This is a genomic window from Eudoraea adriatica DSM 19308, from assembly GCF_000382125.1.
GTDB lineage: Bacteria > Bacteroidota > Bacteroidia > Flavobacteriales > Flavobacteriaceae > Eudoraea > Eudoraea adriatica.
The window spans coordinates 513,507-539,160 of the sequence record NZ_KB907546.1 but is presented as its reverse complement, the minus strand read 5'-3'; the positions used below and the strand labels follow the sequence as shown (position 1 = coordinate 539,160).

Here is a 25,654-nt window from a genome sequence, read left to right as displayed (position 1 = left end):
AATTATGAAAACATTTAAAATCGTAGCAACCATTGGAATCGTTTGCATGCTTTGCTACTCCTTCACTACAATGGTACAAGAAAAATGGGTAGTACCTGCGGAATATGTATCAATGAAAAATCCTACAGATCCTGATGTAGATAAAGCAATAGGAAAATCTTTGTACAGCCAGCACTGCAAATCCTGTCATGGTAAAGAAGGATATGGAGACGGGCCAAAAGCAAAAGATGTAGAAGGTGATTTAGGGGATTTTTCTTCTGAAGAATACCAGGCACAAACCGATGGGGAATTGTTTTATAAGACCAGTTTTGGAAGGGAAGATATGCCTGAATATACCAAAAAAATGCCTGATGATGAAGACAGATGGCTTATTGTTAATTATATGAGAACATTGGCGGAATAGCGCATGAATAACTTCAATTCCGAAGTAAATAATTTGAACTCTTAAAGCCCGGTATATGGCTCCCATATAAGGCAAATATTAAGTTTAAAGATGAATTTTTTATCATGAGTAAGACATTACGTTTTATAAGTATTTCACACAAAACAGCTTCTGTTTCTAAACGAGAGGAATATCATATTTCAGACTGTGAGAAGAATAATTTAATAAACCTTATCCAAACTGCATTTCCGGATATTGCAGGTTTGCTGCTTCTTACAACATGCAATAGAACTGAAATTTATATAGAATCTGCAGAAACTACAGCTATAGATTTGCGGGACTTTTTGGTTAACTATAAAAAACGAAATCTTGCCCTGGATAAAAACTTATTTAACCTAAGTAATTCAACTGAAGACACGGTAAGGCACCTTTTAGAAGTATCCTCAGGATTGGCATCCTCTATAGTTGGTGATGCGGAAATAATCCATCAGATCAAAAAAGCACATCAATTGGCAATAGCTAATCACTTACAAGGATCAATCCTGGAGCGGGCAATGCAAACCGTTTTTAAAACCCATAAACGGATAAGCAATGAAACCGAATTTAGGGATGGAACCACTTCTGTGGCCTATAAATCCCTGAAAATGATAAGCGATACCTTCGGCAAAGGCCACAGGCAATCAAAAAAGATATTGTTTATAGGGGCAGGCGATATTGTAAAGCAACTCTTTAAATATAATTCCAAGTTTGACTATGATGATATTTATATAAGCAATCGGACAGAAGAGAAGGCTGTCATCCTGGCAAAAAGATATGGTTGTAAAGTTTATCCATGGGAAAAAGTACTTCAAAATGAATTCTTTGGTTTTGATGTATTAATCAGTGCTGCAGGCAACTGTCACCGACTCATAAATAATATAGTAAATGAGAATAGAAAATTACTATTGATTGATCTGGCGCTTCCAAGCAATATAAATAAAGAATTAATACAACAAAGCAATGTAACGCTTTATGATCTCGATACAATTTCTGTTGGTTTGGAAAACACCCGTGAAAGAAGGATTGCATCTATAAGTAAAGTGGACAAAATCAATGAGGAAGAACTTCGGGCATTCAGTGTTTGGCATCGGGAAGCCCCTTTAAGAGAGTTTTTAGCCGAACATAAAATTTTAGTAAATAAAAAGGTAAAGGCCTATTATAAGGCCAATGGCATTGAAGAAGATTCTGCAGAAATTACGCAATCCACGAACAGAGTTATGAGAAAACTCATAAAGCATTTCGAAGCACCATTAAAATCGGATGAATTGGATATTATTATTGCCGAACATATTTTTTAAAAATTTAGTTTAAAAAAGAAACAACGTATTATAAATCCTGTTTTAACCACAAAAAGTATACTATCCCTATGAATTATAAATCTATTCTTCTAGTTTCTGTACTTCTTATTTTCTTAACCGGCTGTAAAAGAGGCCCTGAGACTGTAGAACCTTTTTCTATTGCAAAAAAATCTGCCGGAACTTCATCTGCAGATATTGTAGATAACGAAATTCATGAGATAAAAATTCTTGAGGTAATCCCTGCATCAAATTACTTATATCTAAAAGTTAAAGAAGATAAGGATCAGTTTTGGATAGCAACCAAAAAAAGAGAGATTGATCTTGACTCAACTTATTTCTATCGGGAGGCTCTGCTTAAAACTGAATTTGAAAGTAAAATTCATAACAGGGTTTTTGACTCTATTTGGTTTGTTACTAAACTAGTAACACAGATGCATGGTGCCAGGTATACCTCCGGGGCCTCCGATAAACCTGAAATCAGCAAGGATAAAAAAGAACCCGTTGAAATCACTACAACCGGTGATAAAAACATTAACTATAAAATTTATCCTGAAATTTCAGCCTTCCTGGATGATCCAAATAAGTTTGAAGGGCAGGCTGTCCAGCTAAAAGGAAAATGCGTTAAGGTGAACAGCAATATCATGAATAAAAACTGGATTCACCTTAAAGATGGAAGCCAGGATGATTTTGATCTGATAATCACTACAAATATGTCTGTACAGGAAGGCGATATTATCACAATTCAGGCCATGGTGGCTCTGGATAAAGATTATGGGGCTGGTTATTCCTATGATTTAATTTTAGAAAATGGCGTCATTTTGCAATAGTATTCCACCCATAAGTAAAAAAGGTATCCATTAATAATAGATACCTTTTTTATGAAATAATAGCTGTATCATCTATACAGCGTAAAATGTCCTACATACTGCTGCCTTTCTTTATCATTGGCATTAACAACATACCAGTAATCACCGGTAGGTAATTCACTTCCGTCGTATTTACCATCCCAGGTGGAAACCTGATCCAATACGGCCACTACCCTACCATATCGGTCATAGATCTTGACATCGATATTTGGGAAATAGTCCCTGTTCCTTGGAAACCACACATCGTTGTTGTTATCTCCATCCGGTGTGAAGAAATTAGGTATTTCAAGCATCCCTGTAAAATCAAAAGGTATTGCTATTATTGCTTCACATCCCCCCTGATCTCTAACCATAATATTAACTATGGCATCTTCATTAGTCTCATAAACATTTACATCGCCAAAAGACTCTCCCTGGAAGAAATACTCGTAACCTCCATATCCACCCATAGCAGTTGCGGTAATTTCATTTGGCCCGCTTTTAACAGCAGAAAGTGTTAATGGTTCATAGGCGTCTGTTGTAAAATCAACAAAGGTTGTACATCCATTAGAATGATATATATATGCAGTATGATCTCCTGCCGGTAAATCACCCCAGATCCTTTCCGCTGTTGCCATAGCAGTAATTGCGTCTGTGGGATCTGCAGGGTTAAGCGCAAAAAGCAATTCTGAATACTGGCTTGGATCCTGCATTTCCAATGTCACAGTGCTGTTTGGGAATATTCCATCACATCCATATTGAATAATTGGCGTAGCAATAAGCTCCACCCCTATTCCTATTGGTACAATCACATTTGTTTCACATCCTCTTGAATCGCGTACGAAGACCACATAAGTATCTCCACCAACAAGATTATCCCAGAACATGGAAGGGTTAGGCGCAAAATCTACATCAGCAGATGAATTTAAGGCAAATTCATATGGAGGTGTACCACCGGTTACCTGCAAACTTAATGTACCATCCTGATCTCCAAGACAGGTTTCAGGAGTAGAATCTACAATACCTGCAACTAATTCCATGGGCTCGGTAATGGTTATTGTCTGTGTTATGGTACAACCCAAATCATCCTGAATAATAACTTCATAACTTCTTGGTGCGAGATCGGTAAACGTTTTTCTGTTAGGGAATAATGGATCATCAGCTTCAAAAAATTCACTTAACTGGTCCGCAATTGAATAGCGTATTATTCCCGTACCACCACTGGCTTCTATTATAAGTTGTCCGTCCATATCTCCATTACAACTTACAGGTACAGCCTCTATATAGTCCAGCACCAATGGCGGAGGATCTACAATGGTTATCGGAGTAGAAATGGCAGTACAACCACCACTTTCGGCATAAACCCAATAGGTGCCCGGGCCAAGATTTCTGAATATTCCAGAAGACTGGGCACTTCTCTCTACATTACTACCTGATGGGAAAGGAGGTACATCTGAATTTAACAGGGAATATATATAGTTTCCTATACCGCCAAAGGCTTCAGAACGTATAATCCCTGTTGCCTCCCCGGCACAATTAATAGTTGCGTTGGCTAAATCTAATGCAATCACAAGGGGTGCTGCAGGATCCAGCGATATTTGGTTGGATTTTTCAAATGGACATCCATTAGAATTTTGGACATCATATTGGAATGGCCCGGGATCAATGGTAATATCTTCAGTGATCTGCACTGAAGTCGCTGTAGGATCAATTGCATCGAAAGGGATAAACGGATCTGCAGTACCTGAACGTCTGTAGAAATAACTTACCCCGGCTTCGGGATTTGTTACCGTTAATTCCATAATTCCCACATCACCACAACCCGGCGGCTGCAATTCAACAAGTTCGGCAATTATTACTTCAGGATCTATAATAGTAATAGGAACCGTTGTATAAGAGCAATCCCAGCCGTCAAAAACAGTAATCGTATAATCCCCCGCTGATAAATTACCAAAATTGGTAGTAGTCTGTATCCCACTGCTCGTACCATCAATGAGTCTGTTTAGCTGGTATAAATAATTACCAGGACCCTGGCCACCACTCACGTTATATGCCTCTATCTCACCATTATTATCGTTGTTACATTGTAATGGGTTTACTACCTGAATATCGGCATATATAGGTGCAGGTAATGCCAAATTAATGGTGTTGCTTGATATACATCCTTCCAGATCTCTTACATTAACTGTATACACCCCATCAGATAAACCTGTAAAACTATCGTTAGTACCTGGAAAATCCTGCAGAATAGTAGTGCCATCCGGCGCTATTAACTGGTATTCAAAACTTCCCCAGCCACCATCTCCTACAGCGAAGATCTCTCCAAGTCCGGGTACTGCACATGTTACCTCAGCGGTTTGTGTTAGTGCAACCGTTAAGGCCCTGTCTGGCTGTCTGACAGTGGCTATATTACTTACGGCATCACAATAAGGAATGTCTAATGCTTCAACATATACTACAAGGTTTCCGGCAGGAAGACCTGTAATAATGCCAGGGTTTTGAGCCGGAATATTGGTGTCAAAAGTACCGGTTACACCAGTGGTAGTTTCAACGCCGGTATTATCTCTTGAGAAAACTTCATAATTATAGATGCCACTGTAGTTATTTATTTGAATGCTCATCTCCCCATCAGTACCATTAAAACAAGTAACCGGTTCGGTCTCAGCGATAAGCGCCTCAATGGTATTATAGTCCGGAACATTAACAATAGGTGTAAGATAGGTACAACCTCCATTTCCGACATCGGTAACTGCAAATATATAGTCTCCCGGTGTGCTAATGGACCAGCTTACGGTATCACTTCCACCGGAATTCTGTACCGGTTCTGAGCCTAAGGGCAATATCTCAACATTATAGTTACCCGGCCCCTGATCTATGATTATATCTATGGAACCTGGATTTACACCTGTACCTGATGCATCACAACTAATAGAATTTACATTGAATGTAAAAGTCAGACCTACCGGTGCATTAATTGTTACTGTATCCGTAATTTCGCAGCCATTTTGATCCCTGGCGGTTAAAGTTATGGTTTGATCTGTACCATTATCAATGACTTCAAACACATTGCTTGTCTGAAAATTAGTACCATCAAAAGCCGGAGTACCGTCATTCATACTATAGGTATAACTCGGAGTACCGGTATTGGCACCCGTGCCATCTCCATTGGTATCTGTATATATTGTTATTGTAGCCGTATTGAAACGGTTGCTGCTTGGATCACATGTAAATTCGGTATTCGTAGTGGCTATTTGCAATGGTGTTGGCTCAATAATCACAATATCGCCGGATCTGTCTGTACACCCTCTGTCCGAAATAACCTCAGCCTGATAGGTGCCTGGAAGTAGATTGTCAAAAATGGCGGTTGATTGTGCAGCTCTAACCACAGTAGGGGTGGCACCATCATATAAGACATAGGTAAACGGGCTATCGGTATCACTGCCTGGTAGTAATTCAACAGAGATATAGCCATCATTTGCACCATTACATGTAATATCTCCCTTAGGAGTTGCTGATATGACCGGAGTGTCGACAGTGGTAACATCAACTATTGCATTATCTTCACATAGCGGGAAGGTGTTTGAGTCCAGGTCGGTTACCAAAATGTTATAATTTCCGGGAGATACATTTGTAAATACATTTGAACTCTGCGGCGGCCCGATCGGGTTTAATAAATTATCACGAAGCTGAAATTCAAAGTTACCACTACCACCAGTCGTGTTAACTGTTATCACGCCGTCTCCCGCGTTACAGGTTGGTTCTGTTGTTGCATTTGCCGTGATAGCAAAGAAATCGAATACCCTTGCCACGATGCTATTGGTACAACCATTGCCATCTCTAACAATAATCGTATAGTCTCCGGGGTTTGGCACTGTAAAATTGGGGCTTGTTTGGAAGCCACCGCCAATATCATACTCAAAAGTCTCATCCGGAAGACCGGACCCGGTACTCAATGGACCAGTTACGTTAATAGTATAATTGGCAACCGCGAAGCACTGATTTATGACATCTACGGTAGGGTCAGGCACTCCAGCATTTTCGGTTACGGTGACAGTTGTAAAACTGATACAGCCATTGTTGTCCTGAACATAAAAATCATAATCTTCAGGGTAAGGACCTACAATTTCATAGGTTGTCTGAGCGGTAAATACAACAGGAGCAGGATCACCGGCTGGTACATAAGCAAAGCTATAACCAGGCGTACCTCCTGTACCGCGCACCGTTACCAAAGCACCCACATTACAATTTGCAGGTTCATTATTGTCTACTACCAATGTTGGGATATCTGTTATGATATCTATTAGAGCACTGGCATCACAACTTGTATTATTATCATTTACCAGTATCTGATAATTTCCCGGAGGAAGTGCCGTAAAAGATCCGTTATAAGGAATGGGCTCATTATTTAATGTTATCGGGCCACTCACTGTGGCACCAGTATTGGTGTCCTGCAATTCTATTGTAATATCTGCCGGTGAAGCAATTCCGGCTACCTGATAATCAATTTGTCCATTGCCTCCAGGTGCACAGGAAGCTGTGGTAGCTGTTGCAGCCACTGCTATAGGCGATGGACCTAAAATTGGATCAATTTGTTCAATATATCTGCATCCAAAGGAATCTATTACCTCTACAAAATAGGTTATTCCATATGCAATCTGACCTGTAAAATCATGGGTGTCAACATCCACGTTTGGAGGCCCCAACGGGCCACCTAATAAACCTATCTGATAAGGGGGAGTTCCACCCACAATATCCACGACATAAGTAAAGGCCGTTGTACAATCCGGTGGTGTCGTAGTTGCCACGGGAACAAGGTCTAATTGGTTTTGAGTGATGGTAACGGTATCTCTGTCCTCACAACCTGAAGCATCCTGCGTTATGATGGTATAAGTGCCTGGCGCTAAATTTGGAAAATTAACTGCAGTACTGGCGGTAGGACCTACAGTTGTCATAGTTACACCGCTGACATCCTGTACAATATAAGTGTAGTTTGGTGTGCCATTAGCAACCGTTGTCACATCTATTGAGCCTTCAACTGTTCCAGCTGCGCAGATCGCATTATTTGCAACAACAGTTGCGTCAACCGGTGTACTGGCATTAATAGTTGCAGACAATAAAGGAGTAATACACCCTCTGCTGTCCCTGATTACGAATGTGCCGTAGGTTCCGGGTGCAAAGCCGGAGAATATATTTTGTGAACTAAATGTAGTTCCGCTGTCCTCGCTGTATTCATAAGGCGGTACTCCAAAATTAGTATCCGGAACCAGTGTTATAATACCATTATCATCACCGCAGGTAGTATCTGTAGGGTTTGCAGATCCCACAATACTTTCAGGCGGATCAATGGTTATTACATTTGTTTCTGTAGTACATCCCTGGCTGTCACTTACCAAAAACTGGTATGTAGTAGGCACTAAAATAGACCCATTGGGTATATCATATATAAAGGAATTGCCTGTGATATTGTTGGAAGCAGAGGTATACGGAGCACCATTAATACTCACTTCATAGATATCATAGTCACCACCTGAAGGGTATCCGTCTGAGATGTTTACCTGAATCTGAGCAGAAATACCTCCACAGGTCAAGGGCCTTATTATGCTGCCGGTGGCTGTAATTTCAGGTTCTATTGTATAAGTAACATCATCCCTGCAATCGTTGGCATCTATAACTTCAATATTGTATGTGCCGGGTGTTAAATTGTTAAAAGTACTTGCTCCACCTAAAGTTCCCCCATTTACTCTGAACTGATATGGTGGAAGACCTCCTGCTGCGTTTACGGCAAGGGTAGATGCATCTATATTGTCATAACAGAAATCCGAAGCGACTGCATCTAATGTAAGTGTTGGGGAATTTAAAATTGTCAGCGTAAAACTATCTGTTACGGTACAACCATTAGCATCAGTTACACTTACCTGGTACAAACCATCAAGGGACAGGTTAGAAAAAGTATTACCGTTTTTAGGTCCGCGGGTTGATGAATCTGGTTGAATTAGAGTATATCTGTTACCACCCCAACCTCCCGTGGTGTTAATAGTAACCCTTCCTATATTGCCATTCTGACAACTCATTGGGGTAACATTAAGGCTGGTTATTGCAAATGCTACAGCTGGTTCCTGAATAACCAGAGTTGCTGTATCCGAACAATTTGTGTCCTCATCGGTAACCGTAATTGTATAGCTACCCGCTGTTAATCCGGTAACATCTATTATTCCACCGGATTGTCCGTTAAATACCGGGCCTGCATCAATCTGGTACCTATAGGTGGTATCAAAACCATCCACAAGGAATCGACCTTCACCATCGCTATCACCAACGCAGGTAACTACTTTTGTAGACTGGGCCTGAACTGCAATGGAACTGATATCCGTAATTGCAAAGACTTCATCATAGCTACAGCCTTCATTGTCAGTGACCCTGAAAGTATACGTTCCTAATCCCAGACCTGTAAAAACAGGATTGTTTCCATTATTGGTTGCGTTGCTGGCAGGGGCAACAATTTCATAGGTATAAGGTGCTGTGCCGTCAGTAACAGTAACTGTAACCGAAGCGCTGCTTGTTAAACAGTCAATACTGGAAATGGTAAAATCCATATCCGTAGGCTTATCCAAAGCATTAAAGACTACCGGGGGCAGACTTTCCACACAACCATTCGCATCCCTGATTTGAGGGGTATAGGTACCCACACCAAGATTGGTATAAACTGTAGTAGGACTAAAACCGGCACCAATGCTATAGTCATATGGTGGGGTCCCGCCCGCAACGCCGGTAATTGTTATTTGTCCACCGTTCTCATTCAAACAGGTAGGAACAGAATTGGTAGTAGCGGTACCTGTAATTGTCGATGGTGTGCCAACTGTTTCATTCGATGCCGAAGTTGTACATGTAAAAGACCCCTGCTGATACCGGATGATTACGTCATAACTGCCCGGGGCTAAATTGTTAAATACATTACTGCCCTGGTAGTTAGAGCCATTGTCGCGACTAAATTCAAGATTATATCCGAAACCATTAGTAACATTTACTGTAATTCGGCCATCGTTGACTCCACCGCAATTTGCATCCTCTGTTGTAATTGTGAAAACTGGGGGAGGTAAATCTTCAACAGCAACATTTGCGGTCTTTATACACCCATTTGCGTCTTCAACCAATATGTTATAAGTACCCGCCGAGGTAACAGTAAACATTGCGGTACTTGCATAGGGTGCGCTAAAATTAGTTCCTCCATCCAGACTGTATCTGTATGGTGCAGTCCCTCCTGAAGTATCAATAGTAACATCAACAGAAGCAGCGCCACAACCGAAACTATCCGATGCTGTTGCCGAAACTGCCAAAGGGCTTATTCCGCTACCTATGTCTATGGGGTCATTATTACTATCTAAAGTAATTAGCTCATTACATTTATTAGTTTCAACCCTAACGCTATAAACTCCGGGGCTTACGTTAGCGAAGGTATAACTACTTGCAGCGTCCGGTCCAAAAGTATCTACGGTGACACCGGCTTTTATAAGTCTGTATGTATAAAATCCGGGAACACCGGCTACCTGAACATCTATACTTCCTAACTCCCCACTACATAAAATATCATTTGCTGTAACATCTACGGTAATATCGAGATCCAGTACGGTTTGCATATTAGAAGGGAAAAGACAGGCACTTCCTGAAACATTCTTTAAACGTACCCATACTATATAATCTCCGGCAGTGGTTATATCAAAAAATGGGTCGTCCTGGTAGGGCCCTGCTGAATTATTAAGGCTATACTCATATCCCGCGGGGACGTTTGTTACTTCTACCCTTCCCGGGTTTCCACATACAATATCCTCGTGAATTAGCTGAGGGTTTAATGGATTTAAAGAAGATTTAAAATAGAAATATTGACCACCATCTACCCGCACACGGAATTCTCCTGAAGAATTCAGATTAAAGGTAGAACCCGTACCCACGGTGTCATAACAGCTATTATTTGTGTTTGCACAATCATCAATAACAGACAATGCACATCTGTTGGGGTCAAGTTTTTGCCATTCATAACTACTCCCGCTCTGACTCAGGTTTATTGTTCGAATATCACTGGTACCACATAGAAAAAATTTTGCAAGTGTACTGCCATCATTGGGGCATACTACTTCCTCATTTGCCCCCTGAATAATAGTCATGAACATTGGGGCGTTCAAATAAGATTCTGTCAACGATGGGCTTTGCAGGAAATGATCAACCGTTTTATCTGTAGTTTCCGATAAAGAATTATCCCCATCATCCGCAGTGGTTATTTCCGAGATAAGCTCATAAACTTTGGTGCTTGCAATAGCCGAAGTACCCACAATAGATAACGCGAGCAACAGCACGGCATACACAAGTTGCCTTGAGTTTTTTTGGAGCATAGGTTAATTCGTGTTATGGCAAGAATATGCATGATTTGGGGTCAGTATATTCTACAGCGTAATTATTTAAACTTATAATTTCTCTTTATCTTTAGGCTTTCTATTACCTATCTTATTTTAAAATTTAACGCTCAGATATGAAAAAAAGTATCAAAGTCCTATGTTTATTCGTTGTAATGACTCAATTTTCTTGTGCCCAGAAAGCAGAAAATGAGGTAAATTCTCCCGCTGAATCGACTTTTACGGCAGAATTGATAGTTGATGGACTCCAAATTCCATGGGGAATGGTGTTTTTGCCAGATGGCAGTATGTTAATTTCTGAAAAATCCGGTGAAATCATTCACTTTAAAAACGGGCAGAAATCTACCATAGAAAATGGCCCGGAAGTATATAACAGAGGACAAGGAGGATTACTGGATATGGAACTTCATCCTGATTATGAAAATACCGGATGGGTTTACTTCTCATTAGCCTCTGAAGAAGGAGATGAGAAGGGGGGCAACACGGCTATAATGCGTGCTAAATTAAGTGGTAACTCTTTAACAGACAAAGAAATACTTTATAAAGCTTCACCTAATACTACAAAAGGTCAGCATTTTGGATCCCGATTGGAGTTTGACAATCAGGGGTACTTATACTTCTCCATCGGAGAACGCGGAGAGCGCGACATTAATCCTCAGGATATTACCAGGGATTGCGGGAAGATCTACAGAATTCATGATGATGGTAGAATACCTGAAGACAACCCTTTTATAAATGAACCAAACGCCAAAAAAGCTATTTATACTTATGGAAACAGAAACCCTCAGGGGATGGCTAAACACCCGGAAACAGGGGCCATATGGATCCATGAACATGGCCCCCGTGGAGGTGACGAAATAAATATTGTACAAAAAGGGGCCAACTATGGCTGGCCAGTAATTACATATGGCATCAATTATAGTGGTACCCCAATAACGGACCTAACCGAAAATGAAGGAATGGAACAACCCATTCATTATTGGCTTCCTTCCATTGCGCCCAGTGGGATGACATTTGTTACTTCAGATAAATATCCGGCCTGGAAAGGAAATTTACTGGTTGGATCACTTGTTTTTCAATATCTGGAACGCCTGGAATTAAATGGAAATGAAGTTACTTATCGGGAGAAACTGATGGAAGACATAGGCAGGGTCAGGAATGTTCGCCAGGGCCCTGATGGCTTTATTTATGTTGCAGTTGAAGGAAAAGGCATTTACAAATTGGTGCCGCTGTAATAGCCTGGAGGGCAGCCTCAATTAAATCACCATACTGTAATTTATTATCCCATGAAATTTTTAGTAGGCAGTTATTTCATTATAGTTTCGTGCCTGGCCTATTTTATGATACAGGACAAGGAGTTGAAAGAAAGCATGCAAAGAGGCGAGCAAATCTATACGGATTTCTGTATTACCTGTCATTTAGCAAACGGAGAAGGTGTGGCTTATACATATCCACCTCTGGCCAAATCTGATTATTTAATGAATAACAGGGAAGCGAGCATCAAAGGGGTGAAGTATGGACAGAGAGGACCGCTCATTGTTAATGGTGTTACTTATGACAATACCATGATGCCACTTGGACTTGAAAACGAAGAAATAGTAGATGTAATGAATTACGTGCTTAATTCCTTTGGGAATTCAGGTGCCAAAACGGTTACGCTTGAAGAAGTAAATACCATTCTAAAGTAGAACTTATTTTTTAAGGGCGTCCAGTGCTTTTATAACCGACCCGTACTGGTTGAGAGCATTTTGAGCATCTTCATAATTCAAGCCCAGTCCCTCCATAAGATAACGTGTACCCCTGTCCACCAATTTATTGTTACTGAGCTGCATATTTACCATTTTATTGCCCTTTACCCTGCCTACCCTGATCATTAATGCTGTACTAATCATGTTCAATGCAAGCTTCTGCGATGTACCGCTTTTCATACGGGTACTCCCGGTAACAAATTCGGGTCCTACATTAATTTCAATGGGAATATCTGATAAAGTAGCCAGGGGAGATCCCGGATTATTGGTAATGCCAGCTGTCAATATTCCATGTTTTTTTGCATCAGAAATACCGCCAAGTACATATGGGGTTGTTCCTGACGCCGCTATACCAACAAGAACATCTTTATCTGTAATAGTATAGGATTTAAGGTCTATCCAGGCTTGTTTAATATCGTCTTCGGCAAATTCTACTGCTTTTCTAATGGCAGAATCGCCACCTGCAATTAAGCCTATTACCCTATTATGAGGCATTCCATAGGTTGGGGGGATTTCTGAGGCATCTAAAATCCCTAACCGCCCGCTTGTACCAGCTCCTATGTAAAATAAACGTCCTCCCTCATAAAATCTTTCTTCAAGCGCATCGACCAGCCTCGTGAGCTGTGGAATTGCCTTTTGAACTGCCTCCGCCACTTTCTGGTCTTCTCTATTAATATTTTCAAGAATGGACCGGGTGCTCATGAATTCCAAATCTGAATAATCCGAGGGGGTTTCTGTTATTTTAATATAATCTGACATATTAGAGAAGATGAATATCCTGGTTTCTATAAAGGTTTAGAAGATTGTTGTCCGGATTTAATTCAGTAATCATTGTGTTAATGGAGCTAATATCGCAGGTTTTATATTGATGTTGTGAATTTAGTTTTTCGGATATACACAAAAGTACCGTTTTTTTTGATGCATGGATGACAGCCTTCTTTACCTGAACTATTTCCCAATCGAATTCTGTTAAGCCGTGTATTGAGTCAACGTAACCCGTACCTATAAAACTATAATCAAATCTGATATCAGCTAATTGATGAACAGTGTAGGCCCCGGTTGATATTTGAGCATCTTTTGAAATCTCTCCTCCTATAAAAATTACTTTGATATTGGGGTTGGAAAGTAATTGCCATGCCACCGGAAGACTTAAAGTAAAACACGTAAGCTTAAGTTGTGGAGGAATTAAACGAACAAGTTCCAGACATGTCGTGCCTCCATCAATAAAAATAACGCTTCCTTCGCGAATCAGACCAATAGCTTTTTGGGCAATAGCTATCTTTTCATCAACTGCATAAATGTTTGCATTACTACTTGCCAGACCCGTAAACCCAAGAGATATTGCCCCACCATGAACTTTCCGCAATTTGTTCACCGCATCCAGTTCTTTTACATCCCTCCTTGCGGTATCTACAGATACATCCAGTTTTTCAGCTATATCGGTTAATAATATCCGATTGTGAAGCTCTACTTCATTTAATATGGCCAGATGCCGCTCTTCTTTTAACATAAATTGAAAGCAATTAATTATTATACAAAGATACTAAAATAATTTTATTTGCTGTTTTTTACTGTTTTTTTTAGTATAGAACTAATTTATTGCATTTATTTGCATTTTTTAATGCATAATACTGCATAAATAGAATTATTTAACTATCTTTGCTCTTGAGAATCTAAAAAATAAGTAGCTAAGATGGCAGAAACACTCACAAAACCAGATGCAATGAGCTTTCCAACTGACGAAGAGTCCCGGAAATTTGAAAAAATTAACACCGTCATACACGATAGTTCAGAGCAGGCATCATTTTTTGTTGCCAATGAGATTGCAGAATTAATTAGACAGCGACAAAAGCAGGGAAAAAATGTAGTATTGGGATTGGCGACCGGCTCTACTCCTACTAAAATGTATGAATTCCTTGTAAAATTTCACAAGGAAGAAGGGCTTAGTTTTAAAAATGTTATCACCTTCAACCTGGATGAATACTTCCCGATGGAAGCCGATTCCATTCACAGTTACGTTCGTTTTATGAACGAGCATTTGTTTGACCATATAGATATTAAGAAAACTAATATCAATATCCCTGACGGGACACTGGACAAAGAAGACGTTCGGGATTTCTGCATCAGTTATGAGAAAAAAATTGTTGATACGGGGGGCATAGACATACAAATACTCGGGATAGGCCGAACAGGGCACATAGGTTTTAATGAGCCCGGTTCTTCACTTACCAGTAAAACCAGAATAGTCAGACTCGACAGAGTTACCCGGTTAGACGCTGCAAGCGATTTCTTTGGTTTGGAAAATGTTCCCGTAAAAGCAATCACCATGGGTGTAGGCTCAATTATGGCAGCAAAACGTATTATTTTGATGGCCTGGGGGGAAGGAAAAGCAGATGTCATTAGGCAAGCAATTGAAGGACCAATTAAAGAATCTGTACCCGCTACTTTTCTTCAACATCATGCCGCATGCGATTTTATAGTAGACCATGCAGCAGCTTCTTCGCTTACAAGGGTGAGCACTCCTTGGTTGGTAAGCGAATGCGATTGGAATGAAAAACTAATTAAGGGAGCAACTATTTGGCTTTCTGAAAAACTAAATAAGGCAATCCTAAAATTGACCAATGAAGACTACAGCGAGCATGGAATGGGGAATTTGATTGCTGAGATAGGCTCTGCAGAACAGATTAATCTAAGGGTTTTCAATCATTTACAAAGAACTATTACAGGCTGGCCCGGGGGTAAACCAAATGCTGACGATAGTCAAAGACCGGAAAGAAAAGATCCGTATCCCAAGACTTCACTTATTTTTAGCCCACACCCCGATGATGATGTCATTTCCATGGGTGGCACACTTTTAAGGTTGGTGGATCAGGGACATGAAGTCCATGTAGCCTACCAAACTTCCGGTAATATAGCAGTTTTTGATGATGAAGTAATTCGCTTTCTCGACTTTGCATTGGATGTACAACAAAACAATGTTGCCCTTTCAAAACAGGTACAAGAAGTGCGGGAGTTTCTTAAAAATAAGAAACCAGGACAAGTAGACAGTCCGGAAATCCAAAGATTTAAAGGACTGATAAGGAAAGGAGAAGCTTTGGCTGCGTGCAGATATTGTGGTGTGGATGAAAAGAATGCTCACTTCCAGAATCTTCCTTTTTATGAAACAGGAACCGTTAAAAAGAAACCCTATTCAGAAAAAGATATTCAAATCACCTATGACCTCCTCAAGAAGGTAAAACCTCACCAAATATTTGCAGCAGGAGATCTCTCCGATCCACATGGAACTCACCGCGTTTGTCTTCAGATTATTTACAGTGCACTAGACAGATTGGTAAGAGAAGGGTCTGATTGGATCAATGATTGCTATGTTTGGCTATACAGAGGTGCATGGCAGGAATGGGATATTGCAGACATGGAGATGACCATTCCTATTGGCCCAATGGATATGGAACGCAAAAAGAGTGCTATCTTTAAACATCAATCGCAGAAAGACAGCGCTATGTTCCCTGGAAACGATCAACGGGAATTCTGGCAAAGAGCAGAACAGCGTAACACAGAAACCGCCAGAAAGTACAATGCTCTGGGGATGGCAGAATATGAAGCCATGGAAGGATTTGTACGCTATAAATTTAATTAATAATCTTAGGCTTAATAAACCCTGCTTCTTCTTACCAAATATTGGAGAGGCAGGGAATTAAATCCAATTGATGCTAAAAAAAATTGGGATCCTTTTTTTAATCTCACTGTCATCATGCAGCCTGATTAAACCCAAAAACAAGATACCCAAAACAGAATTTCGGGGAGTTTGGATTGCCACCGTGGTAAATATTGATTGGCCGCAAAGAGGAGGTGACCCATGGAAAAAACAGCAAGAGGAATACCTGCGAATCCTGAATTTTTACAAAGCCCTTAATTTTAATGCCGTTGTCGTGCAAATACGCACCGCCGGTGACGCTTTTTACAATTCCGGCATTTCACCCTGGTCACGTTTTTTAACTGGAGAAGAAGGTCTGGCACCGGAAACAGATCAGGATCCATTAAAGTGGCTCATCAGGGAGGCCCATATTCGCGGTTTTGAATTTCATGCCTGGCTTAACCCATACAGGGCAACATTCGATCTCAATACGGAAGTCCTATCGGAAAACCACGATTACTTTAAGCACCCCGATTGGATGATTAAGTATGGTAAAAAATATTATTATAACCCCGGATTACCTGGAGTACAGAATCATATGGTTTCTGTTATTGAAGAAGTAGTTGCCAATTACGATATAGATGCCATTCATTTTGACGATTACTTTTATCCTTATACCATAAAAGATGAAGTTTTTAATGATTCGACAAGTTTTTTGTCGAATAACCCGTCGAGATTATCCCTTGAGAACTGGCGAAGAAGTAACATTGACTCTCTGGTAAAGCAGACGCATGAGGCAATAAAACAACAAAAACCGTGGGTACAATTTGGTATCAGTCCGTTTGGTGTTTGGAAGAACAAATCTACCGACCCAAAAGGCTCAGACACAAAAGCCGGCCAAACCACCTATGAAGATCTATATGCAGATCCGCTTTTATGGATGGAGAAGGGTTGGATAGACTACCTGGTTCCCCAGATATATTGGAGCTTAAAGCTAAAGGTCGCCTCCCATAGGGTTTTGCTTGATTGGTGGGCAGAGAATTATAAGAATTCGAATTTATATGTTGGCAACGGTCCTTACAAAGTAAGAAACAATAGCGACAAAGCCTGGAATAAGAAGAAAGAATTACCGAAACAATTACGGTTGGCCAGAAAAACCGAAGCTGTCCGGGGTAATGTTTTTTTTAGCGCAAGGTCACTAATGTCAGGAAACAAAGACATTGTAAATTATATTAAGAAAGAATTATACTCCTATCCTTCCTTTACACCCGCTTCACCCTTGATTGTCCGGGAAGAACAACCATTACCCGAATTGGCGACTATTGAGGACAAAGACAACTATCTTTCCATCACATTCAAATTCCCGGATAGTTCAAATACTCGCTTCGCTAACGTTTATACTATCAAAAATCCTAAGAAACCGCCCCTCTGCAAGCCTGAAAATATTATTGGGCAAATTTTCATGGATAGCAGCAGTTCTTTTAATATTGGTAAAGGGCTAATTAAACAAAGAAAACACATAGCAGTGACTTTTACCGATAGGTTCAGAAAAGAAACTGAGCCAATTGTTATACTTTTAAAGTAAATAAACCAACATGATAAAAAAAAATAAAAACGCCTGGGTCTGGATACCAGTACTCTACTTCACCCAGGGGCTTCCCTTTGTTTTGGTTGTCACCGTGTCCGTTATTATGTACAAAAAACTAGGCATTAGCAATGCGGATATTGGTCTGTATACCAGTTGGCTATATCTTCCATGGGTCATAAAACCACTATGGAGTCCTTATGTAGATATTTTTAGTTCAAAGAGAAATTGGTTTTTATTTATGCAACTACTGGTTGCTCTGGCATTGCTCGGTGTAGGCTTGTTTTTACCTACCAACATATTTTTTGTCACAACTTTGGCTTGTTTCTGGATGGCAGCCTTTGCTTCTGCCACCAATGATGTTGCTTCGGACGGTTATTATATGATTGGTTTAACACAGGACAGGCAATCTTTTTTTGTTGGTATTCGGAGTACATTTTATAAACTGGCAAATGTTACAGGGCAAGGATTATTAGTAATCCTTGCGGGTTTTTTGGAAAACTACTACGGAGATAATACCAAGGCATGGTCCATGACCATGATAGGTGCTGCACTCTTAATGTTTGGTCTAACGCTTGCCAATTTTTTTGCGACCCCAAAATTTGAATCTTCTGAAGCTATTGAAAAGCAAAAGCCTGCTGGTTTTTTCGAAGTCTTTTCGTCATTTTTCAAGAAAAAAGGCATGGGTATCGCTTTAGCTTTTGTACTTTTTTTTAGATTGGGAGAATCGCAATTAGTAAAAATGTCTGCTCCCTTTTTCCTGGATTCCACAGCGGAAGGTGGTTTGGGCTATAGCACTTCCGAGGTTGGTTACATATACGGTACAATTGGTGTTATTATGCTTACCGTTGGAGGAATTTTAGGGGGTGTGCTGATTTCCAAAGATGGTTTAAAAAAATGGATGCTCCCCATGGTGCTTTCAATAAATGTTCCCAATGCGTTTTACGCCTTCCTGGCTATAACAAACACTACAAATAAGTTCGCTGTAATTACTACGGTAGTTTTGGAACAGTTCGGTTATGGCTTTGGAATAGCTGGTTTCATGGTTTATCTTATTTATATCGCTGAAGGAGCCTCTAAAACTTCCCATTACGCCCTTGCTACGGGCTTTATGGCTCTTGGTATGATGCTTCCCGGATTGGTTAGTGGTTATATTCAGGAATGGCTGGGCTATGATGGTTTCTTTATTTGGGTAGTGATTGGAGCACTTCCGGCAATATTCATTTTAAAATATTTAAAATATCCGGCAGATTATGGAAAAAAAGGAGCAAATTCAGAAGGCTAGTTTTATAGATTACCCAAAAGCTGTAAAATCACTTACCCTAAAGGAAAAAGTTGGACAGTTTTTTATGCCTGCAGCTTTTATCAATGATAGTGAAGAAGAAATACTAAAACTGGAAGAATTAATAAGTAAGTACCACATAGGGGGGCTCTGCTTTTTTCATTCCAGGGCAAGCGCCGCTACAAATTATGAAGGAAAGAAAGAAGTAATTTACAATAAGGATAGTTATAAAGTTCTGAAAAGTCTGATTAAACGGTACCAGCAAGTTTCCAAATATCCATTGTTAATAAGTATTGATGCTGAATGGGGATTAGCTATGCGGGTAGAAAATACTCCGCAATATCCATATGCCATTACCTTGGGTGCTATAGACAATCATGACGAGGATATTACAGAAGTCGGCAGGAATATTGCCAATGACTGCAAGCAGGCAGGAATACATTGGAATTTTACCCCCGTAGCCGACATAAATAGTAATCCAGAAAATCCGGTAATAGGCTATAGATCTTTTGGAAGTGATAAATATAATGTTGCCAACAAAGCTGTTGCCCTGGCTAAGGGCCTCCAAAGTAATGGAATACTCACCAGCGCAAAGCACTTTCCGGGACATGGGGACACGGATACAGATTCGCATCTGGGTCTTCCTCTTATAAGCAAATCCAAAAAAGAACTTCTGGAAAATGAGCTGTACCCGTTCAGGCACTTAATACAAAATGGGATAGATTCAATTATGGTAGGCCATCTGGCTGTACCTGCCCTCGCGGATGGTTTAGCCGAGTCTTCTTCTATTTCGAAAAAAACTATCAAAGGGTTTTTACGAGAAGAAATGGGGTTTCAGGGAGTAGTGGTATCCGATGCACTTAATATGCATGCGGTTTCCAAATTGTTTGCTAATAAAGGTGAATTGGAATGGGCGGCCTTCGATGCCGGCAATGATATTCTATGTTTTGCCGAGCATGTTGCTGAAGGGATTAATACAATAGCGCTAAATGCAAAAGAAGAACAAATTGAATTGAGTTTTGCAAGAATCTGGAAACTAAAGGAAAAGGCTTTTACTAAAAAAATAGACAATTCAGGTCCGGAATTAATAGATCCTACTGATCTGAATCTAAGGCTTGCCCAACACAGTTTAACACTATATAAAGGCTCTCCCAGCGATATCAACTCTTTTTCAATGAATGGTTTTACCGGTGTTGAAATAGCAAACAAGAGTGACAATTCATTTTTTAAAAATATTAAAAAAGAGCTCCAATTTGATTATTTTTCCACATCTGAGCACAGTACAGAATTAATTAGGAAAAAACTATCGGAAATGCAAAATATCCTTATCGCGCTGTATCCGCCAATGGTGAAACCGCAAAACAATTTTGGAATTCCTGAAGAATATTTAATATTCCTGAGGGAGATGATCCAAACAAAAAACGTTGTGTTATATCTTTTTGGAAACCCCTATGTCTTAAACCTTTTTCAATTGAAAAAAACAAAGGCTGTAGTAATAGCATATCAGCATTTCGATGTTTTTCAACAGAACGGAGCACAACATTTTTTAGGAAAGGTAACTGCTGAAGGTCTTTTGCCAATAACTCTCAATGAAATAATAACATGAAAATTCATAAGGTTTTAGGGTTAATGTCTGGCACCTCACTGGATGGACTTGATCTTGCATACTGCCATATCTGGAAGAAATTTGACCAATGGAAGTTTGAAATCAAAGAAACCAGGGGGATCAGTTATGACAATGAAATGCGCGACCGCTTAAAAAATTCAATAGCATTGCCTGCAGATCAATTATTAATATTCCACAATACTTATGGCAGCTGGCTGGGGCAACAATCCAGAGAATTTATTGAAGAAAAAGATCTTGATGTAGACATTATAGCAAGTCATGGACATACGACCCATCATAAACCACAACAGGGCATGACCTTTCAGATAGGATCAGGACAACATCTGGCCAATGGCAGCAGACATAAAACTGTATGTGATTTCAGAACTAATGATATTGCGCTCGGTGGAGAAGGAGCTCCTCTGGCCCCAATTGGGGATCAACTTTTTTTTGGCAAATATGATTTTTGCTTAAACCTGGGAGGAATTTCAAATGTATCCTTTGAATATGATGGCAAACGCATAGCCTATGATATTGGATTAGCCAACATGTTATTAAACCATATTACACAAAAAATTGGCCTAAGCTATGATAATAATGGAATGCTGGCCAGGAAAGGAGTCATTAATATGGATATGCTGAAACAACTAAACAATCTTTCCTATTACGAGCTGCCTTATCCAAAATCTACCGGATATGAATGGTTCGTGGAAAAGGTTGCACCTATAGTAAATGCAACCGAGGATACTACAGAAAACCTGTTGCATACGGCAGTTCATCATATCTGTGAACAGGTGGCAATGCAAATAAAAACGAATGCAAAAAAAGATCATAGTACGCTTCTTGTTACGGGAGGTGGTGCTTTAAATACTTTTATGATGGAATTACTACAGTCATACCTGGAACCAGTAGTAAACCTTGTTATTCCGGAAAAGAAATTGATAGAATACAAGGAGGCATTGATCTTTGCACTAATGGGGGTACTGCGGGTTGAGCAGGAAATTAATGTGCTAAAAAGTGTTACCGGGGCTTCAACAGACTCATCAAGTGGCGTAGTTTATTTGCCTTCCTAATTTTTAACGGGCGTCTTATTTAAGTACTACAACGGAATATTTCCGTGCTTTCTTTTTGGGACCCCTACCTCTTTGTTCTCCAACATACTAAAGGCTTTAATAAGCTTTCTCCTGGTATTTTTAGGCAAGATCACTTCATCGATAAAACCTCTTCTGGCTGCCCTGAACGGATTGGCAAATTTTTCTGCATACTCTGCTTCTTTCTCCGTCAGTTTTTTAGCAGGGTCTGCTGCATTCATAATTTCCTTTCTGAAGATGATCTCACTTGCTCCTTTGGCTCCCATCACAGCGATCTCTGCAGTAGGCCAGGCAAAGTTAAAGTCCGCACCAATATGCTTTGAATTCATTACATCATAGGCCCCTCCATAGGCTTTCCTGGTAATTACCGTTATCCTGGGAACAGTTGCTTCACTAAAGGCAAACAATAGCTTGGCTCCATGAACAATTATACCGTTCCATTCCTGATCTGTACCGGGTAAAAATCCAGGCACGTCTTCCAATACCAATAACGGAATATTGAAACTATCGCAAAACCTCACGAATCTGGCTGCTTTGACTGAAGTCTTCGTTCCTAATACACCGGCTAGAAACATTGGCTGGTTGGCAATTATGCCAATACTCCTGCCTGCCAGTCTTGCAAAGCCTACAATGATATTTTCTGCATAATTCTCATGAATCTCATAAAAGGAATCTTTGTCAATAATACCATTAATAACATCATGCATGTCATAAGGCTTATTGGTATTTTCGGGAATAATATCTGTAAGCTCATCACGCACTTCATCCCCTAACTCATAAGGTAAAGAGGCAGGTTTTTCACGGTTGCTCTGGGGTAAATAACTCAGTAATTTCTTAACATCTTCCAGACAAATCACATCATTGGCAGAAGTCTTATGGGCAACCCCGGATTTAGTGGAGTGGGTACTGGCACCACCAAGTTCCTCGGAAGTAACTTCTTCATTAGTAACTGTTTTCACCACATTCGGACCGGTTACGAACATATAACTGGTATGCTCTACCATTATGGTAAAATCTGTCATGGCAGGAGAATAAACAGCGCCTCCGGCACAAGGCCCCATTATAGCTGAAATCTGCGGTATTACACCTGAAGCCTGTACGTTTCTATAAAAAATATCTGCATATCCGCCTAAAGATTTTACCCCTTCCTGAATGCGGGCCCCTCCTGAATCATTTAAACCTATAACGGGAGCTCCAACTTTCACTGCAAGGTCCATTACCTTGCAAATTTTCTCCGCATGGGTTTCGGACAAAGCACCTCCAAATACAGTGAAATCCTGAGCGTATACATATACCAATCTACCATTGATGGTTCCATAACCGGTTACCACACCATCGCCAAAGTAAATTTCTTTATCCATTCCAAAATCCGTTGTACGGTGGGTGACTAATATACCCATCTCTTCAAATGAACCCTCGTCCAATAAATAGCCCAGCCTTTCACGAGCTGTTAATTTTTTCTTTTGATGCTGTTTATCAATTCGTTTTTGCCCCCCGCCCATATGTGCAAGGGATATTCTCTCGTTTAATTTTTCTATATTAGGGTCCATATGCTATTTTGTTGGTAATCTTAAAATTTTTTGATCCTGCAAATACTGTTTAACTGCTAATTCAGCAGCTATTTTCGCTTCTTCTTCCGCCTTTTTATTCAATACTTCCGGAGAATAATAGTTTTTAACAAAATGGGTGTCGAAATTTCCAGATCTGAAGGCCTCATGCTCAAAAACAAATTTTCCGAACGGAAGGGTTGTCTGTACGCCTTCAATGTAATAATTTTCTATGGCCTTGAGCATTATTTGAATTGCTTCATCTCTATCCTTGCCATAGGATATCAACTTAGACAACATTGGGTCATAATAGATGGGAACTTCCATTCCTTCTTCAAAGCCATTGTCCACACGAACACCTTTTCCTGTGGGCAACTTATAGGTTTCCAAAGTGCCTACACTGGGAAGAAAATCATTAAGGGGGTCTTCGGCATATACTCGTAGTTCCAGCGCATGACCATTAATATGAAGATCCTCCTGTTTTATGGACATGGCCTCTCCTCTTGCGATCTTTATCTGCAACTCTACAAGATCTACACCTGTGATTAATTCTGTAACAGGATGTTCCACCTGCAGGCGGGTATTCATCTCCAGAAAATAAAATTTATGATCGGCATCCATCAGGAATTCTACTGTTCCCGCTCCCAGATAATCACAAGCTTTGGCAACTTTGGTAGCCGCAACACCCATTTCCTCCCTCAACTCTGGCGTAAGTATCGATGAAGGGGCCTCTTCTACCACTTTTTGGTGCCTTCTTTGTATGCTGCATTCGCGTTCAAAAAAATAGAGGATATTCCCATGGCTGTCTGCCATTACCTGAATTTCAATATGTCTTGGCGAAGTAACATATTTTTCAATGAAAACAGACCCATCACCAAATGCAGAGGTGGCTTCACTAATAGCTCTTTCCATCTGCGATCCCAGTTCCTTCTCATCCTCAACCACTCGCATCCCTTTACCTCCGCCACCTGCCGAAGCTTTAATTAAAATCGGGAATCCTATTTCCTTGGCAATTACCTTTGCTTTCTTAACATCCGTGATGGCTTCATCAATGCCGGGGACCATTGGAATATTGTAATTCTTAACTGCATCCTTGGCGGCAAGCTTACTGCCCATTATGCGGATTGCCCTGGATTTAGGACCTATAAAAATTAAGTCGTTTTTTTCCACTTCTTCAGCAAAATCCGCGTTTTCACTTAAGAACCCATACCCGGGATGAATGCCGTCTACATGTAACTTTTTAGCTACTTCAATAATCTTTGATCCCAGCAAATAGGACTGATTAGAAGGAGCTTTACCAATACAAACCGCCTCATCTGCAAACTTCACGTGGGGTGCATTGCGGTCTGCCTCAGAATAGACAGCCACTGTTTTAATCCCCATTTTTTGGGCTGTTTGCATTACACGAATAGCAATCTCTCCTCTATTTGCAATTAGTATTTTTTTCATAACAGCCCGTTTATTCAAATTCAATCAATAATTGGTTTTTATCAACAGCTTCACTCTTTTTAACCGAAATATTTTTAATGATTCCATCTCTGGGTGAAGTAATGACATTCTCCATTTTCATAGCTTCCAATATTAATAATGGATCATCCTCATTCACAGCCTGTCCAATTCGAACATGTATCTCTAATATGAGACCAGGCATTGGAGCCGATATAGAATCGATATCTCTGGAAGAAGAAAATGCAAAACCCATCTCGCCTATCAAAAGATCCAGGCTGTCAGAAATAACAACTTCATAAGAACTATTATTAATCTTAATTGTATACGTTTTACGAAAAAAGTCTTTTTCTATAACTTCTGCTTTAATAGACTTATTATCCTTTAAGATATGATATGAATTAGGTGAGGTTTGTATTGCATCAATTTTCGAGATTTCATCGCTGTTTATCTTAAACTCATGCGTATTTTCTACAACAACCTTAAACGAATTATTCATAGATATTTTAGTTAGAACCAGTTAAAATTATTTTCCGGAATAAGATTAATAAGTTATATAAATTTTATGATTCCGAATGCAAAAAAAAGTAATTAATTTAAGTGATTTTTCATTATAAAATACATTTCAAAGCTCACTGTATTATGATTAAGCGGGCACTTGAATGGAGATCATACTAAAAAATTAATATGGACAAAATTATTTCTAAAACATTGTATGGAATATGAATATTATCATATTTTAAAAA

General features: G+C 39.9%; 16 protein-coding genes. 10 read left to right on the top strand and 6 right to left on the bottom strand.

From position 1 onward, the window contains the following. Window positions 1–4: 4 nt before the first annotated feature. The 3 genes from G504_RS0102615 (at window position 5) to G504_RS0102605 (ending at window position 2,546) form a co-directional block, all read left to right on the top strand. Window positions 5–403, top strand: coding sequence for a c-type cytochrome (locus G504_RS0102615; protein WP_026348349.1), 399 nt, complete (start codon window positions 5–7; stop codon window positions 401–403). A 104-nt stretch (window positions 404–507) separates the two neighbouring features. Then, window positions 508–1,719 (top strand): glutamyl-tRNA reductase, encoded by a 1,212-nt coding sequence (gene hemA / locus G504_RS0102610; protein WP_019668578.1) that lies wholly within the window; start codon window positions 508–510, stop codon window positions 1,717–1,719. Window positions 1,720–1,787: 68 nt separating this feature from the next. After that, the gene (locus G504_RS0102605) at window positions 1,788–2,546 is read left to right on the top strand and encodes a hypothetical protein (protein ID WP_019668577.1); all 759 of its coding nucleotides are present in this window, start codon (window positions 1,788–1,790) and stop codon (window positions 2,544–2,546) included. 68 nt (window positions 2,547–2,614) lie between these two features. Here the strand turns inward: G504_RS0102605 and G504_RS0102600 are convergent, their stop codons facing one another. After that, window positions 2,615–10,948 carry a T9SS type B sorting domain-containing protein gene (locus G504_RS0102600; RefSeq protein WP_019668576.1) on the bottom strand — a complete coding sequence of 2,778 codons (8,334 nt, stop codon included), beginning with the start codon at window positions 10,946–10,948 and terminating at the stop codon, window positions 2,615–2,617. 137 nt (window positions 10,949–11,085) lie between these two features. Here G504_RS0102600 and G504_RS0102595 point away from each other — a divergent pair, with 137 nt between their 5' ends. Beyond that, on the top strand, window positions 11,086–12,204 hold the full coding sequence (locus tag G504_RS0102595) for a PQQ-dependent sugar dehydrogenase (protein ID WP_019668575.1): 1,119 nt from the start codon (window positions 11,086–11,088) through the stop codon (window positions 12,202–12,204). A gap of 51 nt (window positions 12,205–12,255) precedes the next feature. Beyond that, window positions 12,256–12,657 carry a c-type cytochrome gene (locus G504_RS0102590; protein ID WP_019668574.1) on the top strand — a complete coding sequence of 134 codons (402 nt, stop codon included), beginning with the start codon at window positions 12,256–12,258 and terminating at the stop codon, window positions 12,655–12,657. Window positions 12,658–12,660: 3 nt separating this feature from the next. On the opposite strand, the gene G504_RS0102585 is transcribed toward G504_RS0102590, so the two are convergent. Further along, window positions 12,661–13,476, bottom strand: a complete 816-nt coding sequence (locus G504_RS0102585) for an N-acetylmuramic acid 6-phosphate etherase (protein WP_019668573.1) — start codon at window positions 13,474–13,476, stop codon at window positions 12,661–12,663. A 1-nt stretch (window position 13,477) separates the two neighbouring features. Beyond that, a complete protein-coding gene (locus G504_RS0102580) occupies window positions 13,478–14,227 on the bottom strand; it encodes a DeoR/GlpR family DNA-binding transcription regulator (RefSeq protein ID WP_019668572.1) in 750 nt (249 codons plus the stop codon). Window positions 14,228–14,410: 183 nt separating this feature from the next. On the opposite strand from G504_RS0102580, the gene nagB reads away from it, so the two are divergent. From nagB to G504_RS0102555, 5 genes are all read left to right on the top strand, one after another. After that, on the top strand, window positions 14,411–16,354 hold the full coding sequence (nagB, locus tag G504_RS0102575) for a glucosamine-6-phosphate deaminase (RefSeq protein ID WP_019668571.1): 1,944 nt from the start codon (window positions 14,411–14,413) through the stop codon (window positions 16,352–16,354). A gap of 70 nt (window positions 16,355–16,424) precedes the next feature. Next, window positions 16,425–17,936, top strand: a complete 1,512-nt coding sequence (locus G504_RS0102570) for a glycoside hydrolase family 10 protein (RefSeq protein ID WP_019668570.1) — start codon at window positions 16,425–16,427, stop codon at window positions 17,934–17,936. Window positions 17,937–17,946: 10 nt separating this feature from the next. Then, the gene (locus G504_RS0102565; RefSeq protein ID WP_019668569.1) at window positions 17,947–19,221 is read left to right on the top strand and encodes an MFS transporter; all 1,275 of its coding nucleotides are present in this window, start codon (window positions 17,947–17,949) and stop codon (window positions 19,219–19,221) included. Continuing rightward, complete coding sequence (locus G504_RS0102560; protein WP_019668568.1) at window positions 19,190–20,824, top strand: glycoside hydrolase family 3 protein; 1,635 nt, start codon at window positions 19,190–19,192, stop codon at window positions 20,822–20,824. The genes G504_RS0102565 and G504_RS0102560 overlap by 32 nt, the downstream gene beginning before the upstream one ends. After that, the gene (locus G504_RS0102555) at window positions 20,821–21,897 is read left to right on the top strand and encodes an anhydro-N-acetylmuramic acid kinase (protein ID WP_019668567.1); all 1,077 of its coding nucleotides are present in this window, start codon (window positions 20,821–20,823) and stop codon (window positions 21,895–21,897) included. Before G504_RS0102560 ends, G504_RS0102555 begins: the two co-directional genes overlap by 4 nt. Window positions 21,898–21,923: 26 nt before the next feature. Here G504_RS0102555 and G504_RS0102550 read toward each other — a convergent pair whose 3' ends face one another. Genes G504_RS0102550 through G504_RS0102540 form a run of 3 tightly spaced genes read right to left on the bottom strand, consistent with a single transcriptional unit; the run spans window position 21,924 to window position 25,407 of the window. After that, window positions 21,924–23,465 carry an acyl-CoA carboxylase subunit beta gene (locus G504_RS0102550; protein ID WP_019668566.1) on the bottom strand — a complete coding sequence of 514 codons (1,542 nt, stop codon included), beginning with the start codon at window positions 23,463–23,465 and terminating at the stop codon, window positions 21,924–21,926. A gap of 3 nt (window positions 23,466–23,468) precedes the next feature. Next, complete coding sequence (gene accC / locus G504_RS0102545) at window positions 23,469–24,911, bottom strand: acetyl-CoA carboxylase biotin carboxylase subunit (RefSeq protein WP_019668565.1); 1,443 nt, start codon at window positions 24,909–24,911, stop codon at window positions 23,469–23,471. 10 nt (window positions 24,912–24,921) lie between these two features. Continuing rightward, on the bottom strand, window positions 24,922–25,407 hold the full coding sequence (locus tag G504_RS0102540; protein WP_019668564.1) for an acetyl-CoA carboxylase biotin carboxyl carrier protein subunit: 486 nt from the start codon (window positions 25,405–25,407) through the stop codon (window positions 24,922–24,924). Between the last annotated feature and the right edge of the window lie 247 nt (window positions 25,408–25,654).